The organism is Candidatus Nanoarchaeia archaeon (assembly GCA_035290625.1).
GTDB lineage: Archaea > Nanobdellota > Nanobdellia > Woesearchaeales > DATDTY01 > DATDTY01.
The window spans coordinates 1-4,247 of sequence record DATDTY010000062.1 but is presented as its reverse complement, the minus strand read 5'-3'; the positions used below and the strand labels follow the sequence as shown (position 1 = coordinate 4,247).

General features: G+C 41.4%; 6 protein-coding genes. 1 reads left to right on the top strand and 5 read right to left on the bottom strand.

Going from position 1 to position 4,247, the window contains the following annotated elements:
• The first annotated feature begins 206 nt into the window (after window positions 1–206).
• Complete coding sequence (locus VJB08_05705) at window positions 207–929, top strand: PIG-L family deacetylase (protein ID HLD43450.1); 723 nt, start codon at window positions 207–209, stop codon at window positions 927–929.
• Window positions 930–1,005: 76 nt separating this feature from the next.
• Here VJB08_05705 and VJB08_05700 read toward each other — a convergent pair whose 3' ends face one another.
• The 5 genes from VJB08_05700 to VJB08_05680 all read right to left on the bottom strand — a co-directional run bounded on the left by VJB08_05700 (window position 1,006) and on the right by VJB08_05680 (window position 4,051).
• The gene (locus VJB08_05700; GenBank protein ID HLD43449.1) at window positions 1,006–1,233 is read right to left on the bottom strand and encodes a type II toxin-antitoxin system HicA family toxin; all 228 of its coding nucleotides are present in this window, start codon (window positions 1,231–1,233) and stop codon (window positions 1,006–1,008) included.
• Window positions 1,233–1,457: a type II toxin-antitoxin system HicB family antitoxin gene (locus tag VJB08_05695; protein ID HLD43448.1), complete on the bottom strand. Its 225-nt coding sequence runs from the start codon at window positions 1,455–1,457 to the stop codon at window positions 1,233–1,235. Before VJB08_05695 ends, VJB08_05700 begins: the two co-directional genes overlap by 1 nt.
• Window positions 1,458–1,516: 59 nt before the next feature.
• On the bottom strand, window positions 1,517–2,926 hold the full coding sequence (locus VJB08_05690; GenBank protein ID HLD43447.1) for an RtcB family protein: 1,410 nt from the start codon (window positions 2,924–2,926) through the stop codon (window positions 1,517–1,519).
• 80 nt (window positions 2,927–3,006) lie between these two features.
• Complete coding sequence (locus tag VJB08_05685) at window positions 3,007–3,810, bottom strand: hypothetical protein (GenBank protein ID HLD43446.1); 804 nt, start codon at window positions 3,808–3,810, stop codon at window positions 3,007–3,009.
• A 1-nt stretch (window position 3,811) separates the two neighbouring features.
• The gene (locus VJB08_05680; GenBank protein HLD43445.1) at window positions 3,812–4,051 is read right to left on the bottom strand and encodes a hypothetical protein; all 240 of its coding nucleotides are present in this window, start codon (window positions 4,049–4,051) and stop codon (window positions 3,812–3,814) included.
• Window positions 4,052–4,247: the final 196 nt, after the last annotated feature.

Here is a 4,247-nt window from a genome sequence, read left to right as displayed (position 1 = left end):
GAGAGGCTGAATAGAGAGATTAAACGAAGGGTTAAGTGGTTCAGCACATTCCAGAGTTTGGGAGGCGCTCAAGCATTCTTTGGGCTATGGTTCTACCACTACAATCAAAGAAAGTCAACACACGCGTGTTGACTTAACCCTGTCCTCTTGTCTTCAGAGCCAAACCACGCAAAAGCTTTTTAAGCGGTTGCTGATTCTTGCAGGGAATGGTTCGAGTTGACGAATGGAACATCGAGAGGCTGCTTGTTCTTGAGCCTCATGCAGATGACGGCATCCTTATGGCTGCAGGCCTCACGATCAAGGTTGCAGAAAGCGGCGGAGAAGTGTGTTACCTTACATTGACAAATGGAGGTGCTGCAAGGAAAGATTCTGAAAAGCTAAAGCAAGAGAGGAAGGAAGAATCTCAAGAGGCAGACAAAATTCTCGGCGTAAGTAAGCGGATAATCCTGCCGTATGATACACGGGCGCTCCATGACAATCATTCAGATGCCTATAATGACCTCCTGCAGCACATACGTCAATTCCATCCTGATACCATCGTCACCATGCATGAAGATTATAACCATCCGGACCATATGTGGAGTGCGCAGTTTAGCCGGCCTGCAAGGTTTCAGGCTTCTGAACCAATACGTCCTGATTGGGGTTCTTCTGTCTGCGCAGCCTTATTGTACGGAGAGAACCCTAGGAGCACTCTTCAAGTTCGTCCAGATCTCTATCTCTTTGTCGTTATTGATCATGAGATCCAACGTAAAATTACTGCTATGAAGACTCAAATATCGCAGTTCCCCATTCTTGGAAAAACCATACTGGATGACATCTCTACATTGGCTGCGTTCCGGGCTATGAATGCCTATCCGATTAACCGTGACATCAAATTCTGCGAGGCATTCCAGATTATGTACAAGCAGACGGTTTTCAGAGACAAGTAATAATAAGGCGGCATGCCAATGGCATATGCTGAGGTTTCCCTCACCCTTTCACAACACCCAAAGGAGTCATTCAGCTTCATCCCGTATATTTCCTAAAAAACTCCTTCCTCTCTATACCTATCTCATTCAAGATTCCTTTTAACAGGCTTCGTTTAATGTCCTTGTTGGTGTGCATAGGCACTACTGTTGTTCTCTTATCAGGATGCCGATAGAATCTATGGCTTCCTTTTTGCCTAATGCACTGAAAACCCTCTTTCTCAAGAAATTTGCAAAGCTCTTTAGAAGAAAGCAGAGGAAGCTTCATCAGACAATAATCTCTTGAACTCCAACAAACTTAATGCTTTCCTCCTCGACTGTTTTCTTTTCATCTTCTTGCACTTCAAGGCAAAGCTCAATAGCTTCTTTAATATTCTTCATTAATTCATCTAATGTGTCTCCCTGGCTAAGGCAGCCCTGAAGCTCTAGAACCTTTCCTACATAGCCCCCGTCTTCATCCTGCTCTATGATCACATGAAATGTTTTTGCCATATGAAGAATAAATGAACCTTTGTTTATTAATATTGTGGTTTCAGAGAGGCCATTCCCTATTACCCTTTCACAACACCCAAAGGAGTCATCCTGATCACTTTGGAAGAGATGCCTGCTCCGTGGATCGAATCAATGACTGCGTCAACATCCTTATAGGCTTTAGGAGCTTCCTCTGCAAGGGATCTCGGAGTTGAGGCTTTGGTTGCGATCCCTCTGCTGTTCAATTCCTTCTCAAGCTTCCTTCCGTCAAAATCCCTTAATGCCTGGGTTCGCGACATCGCTCTTCCTGCGCCATGCGCAGAACTGCCGAAGGATTTCAGCAAGGCAGCCTCTGTTCCTTTCAGGATATATGATGCAGTTCCCATGCTGCCTGCAATCAAGACTGGCTCATCGGGAAAGCTGCGCGTAGCTCCTTTTCTATGGACATACACCTCTTTCTTTGCCCCATCAATCATATACTTCTCTTTCTTGACAACATTATGCGCAATCCCGTAAACAGTTGACATGTCCATGGATTCCCAGTCTCTCTTAAACACTTTAGCAAATGTTTCCCTGATCCATTGGGTCATGACAAGCTTGTTGGTAAATGAATAATTTACAGCGCATATCATTGCCTTAAAATAGTCCTGGCCCTCCTGAGAGGCAATGGGAGCGCAGGCAAGCTGCCTGTCTGCAAGCGTAATCTTGTATTTTTTTACTGCTGCTTCCTGCACTTTAAGATAGTCTGTCGCTATCTGGTGGCCTAATCCCCTGCTTCCGCAATGAATCATGACTAGTCCCTGGTCAACCTCTCCGATTCCCCATTTTTTTGCAGTCTTCTCATCGTACACCTGATCGACTCTCTGGATCTCGATGAAATGATTTCCCGCGCCTAAGGTCCCAAGCTGCGCGTGGCCTCGCTTTCTGGCAAGATCTGATACTTTTTTTGGGTCAGCGCCTTCCATGTGGCCTTTCTCCTCAATCTGCTTCTTGTCTTTTACAGTCCCAAATTCGTTCTCTATCGCCCAATCAACACCATTCACAAAGACCTCATCAAGCTGCTCATTGGTGATCCTCAGCTTTCCCGTTCCTCCAACGCCGCACGGCACTGCCCTGAATAACTCATTGCAGAGCTCCTGCGATTTCTCACGGATCTCGTCTGCAGTTAAATTTGTCTTAAGGACATGAATCCCGCAGTTGATGTCAAAGCCGCATAGTCCTGCAGAGATCATGCCTTTTTCAGCATCAAAGGCAGCAACACTTCCTACTGGCAGCCCATACCCCCAGTGGCAATCTGACATTGCAACAACCGGCTCCACAACGCCGGGCATCATTGCTACATTCGTGAGCTGCTTGATAGCATCATCCTCAATCGCATTGATAATAGCCTCATTTGCTATAATCTTGGCATCTACATTCATGCCTTCCCTTGCAGACTTTGGGAGAACAAGCTCAAAATCGTTGATTCTCTGGAGTTTTTCCTTAAACATGGATTGTAGAGGAGAGGTGTGGTTTATAAAGGTTGTTAGTTTCAATCGGGAAAGAGGGCTAAAAGATAGAAGGGGTGCTCTTAACTTTCTTTACTTTCATCAGACTTCTTTATTTTAATTTCCAAAATTTGGGCTTTCAGGCCTATTGGACTTGTGAAGCGGTTATCTTTTATTGAGTAGTTACCGCCAATGTTTACTGATTCTAACGCTTCTTCAATCTTTTCAATGTTATTACTGCCTATTGCATGTAATCTAACAAAAGGCACAGATAGTTTTAATCTATCATTTATGCCATCAACAATTTGATTTGTTGTTGTACCATTGCCTACAAAGAATGCAAGAGGGAAAAATTTGATTATGTCATAATAAAACTTCCTATATTCTTCTGCAGATTTATCGTCATATTGTGACTTAAATATTTCGATGAAAGGGATTATCATCTCGTCGAAATAACCTCCTCCGATAAGATTATAAACTTTGTTCCCTTTTCTTGGATAGTTGTCAATTAACTGTTTATGTAATTTTTTAGCCAACTCAGCATCCTTTTTATCGTATGCTAGTTTTACACGCCTAGCCATTAAAATACATTCAATCTCTTCTTCTGGTAACACGGTTCTCAGTTTTTTCAAACTTTCTTTTTGATCAATGGTTATTTCTTCGTATTCGGTATAACTGTTATCTAGATCTTTATGAATTACTTGACAAGGCAAACTATCTTTATCCTTATATTCTGCTAATTTATCTAACACATTATCAACTATTTTTGGATCATTAATAGTTTGGTCACCAAAATTGATTGAAGAATTATTAATCTCGATTTTCCTATTGTCTATATTAATGAATTTTTCAGGGATTATTCCTTTTAAGAAATCCCAGAACCCCATTTTAACATTTACCAGAGATAAAATATTTAACAAGTTCAGAATCTTTATTTTTTATAGGGATTTTTGAACCCTGCAAAACCCCCCCAAATTCACCAGAAGTAATACTTTCAAAATCTTGGGAGGTTGCTAATTTGCCATCGTTTTCAACTAAGTTTGATTCTGCATCTTCTTTAAATCCCAAAGAACTGATTACTTTAGATTTAACAGAATCATCAAAAACAATAATTGGTTTTTTCTCCATATTTCCACCTTTTATACTAATATTAATATTTTCCTTTATAAATGTTGCTTTTTTGCGGTTAAGTCAACTTAAGTGGGAAAACATAAAATCTCCTTTTTCTTAAAGAAAACCGAAGGATAGCCAAAAAGCGTTGAAGCTGTGCTATCCTTCGGAGGAAGATCAAATGATACAGACAGATCTGAGTAGCTTTAGCTAT

What these genes read in the sequence shown, in the direction of transcription:
- VJB08_05700 (HLD43449.1), bottom strand. Translation starts at nt 1,233, where the DNA reads ATGAAGCTTCCTCTGCTTTCTTCTAAAGAGCTTTGCAAATTTCTTGAG.
- VJB08_05705 (HLD43450.1), top strand. Translation starts at nt 207, where the DNA reads ATGGTTCGAGTTGACGAATGGAACATCGAGAGGCTGCTTGTTCTTGAG.
- VJB08_05685 (HLD43446.1), bottom strand. Translation starts at nt 3,810, where the DNA reads ATGGGGTTCTGGGATTTCTTAAAAGGAATAATCCCTGAAAAATTCATT.
- VJB08_05695 (HLD43448.1), bottom strand. Translation starts at nt 1,457, where the DNA reads ATGGCAAAAACATTTCATGTGATCATAGAGCAGGATGAAGACGGGGGC.
- VJB08_05690 (HLD43447.1), bottom strand. Translation starts at nt 2,926, where the DNA reads ATGTTTAAGGAAAAACTCCAGAGAATCAACGATTTTGAGCTTGTTCTC.
- VJB08_05680 (HLD43445.1), bottom strand. Translation starts at nt 4,051, where the DNA reads ATGGAGAAAAAACCAATTATTGTTTTTGATGATTCTGTTAAATCTAAA.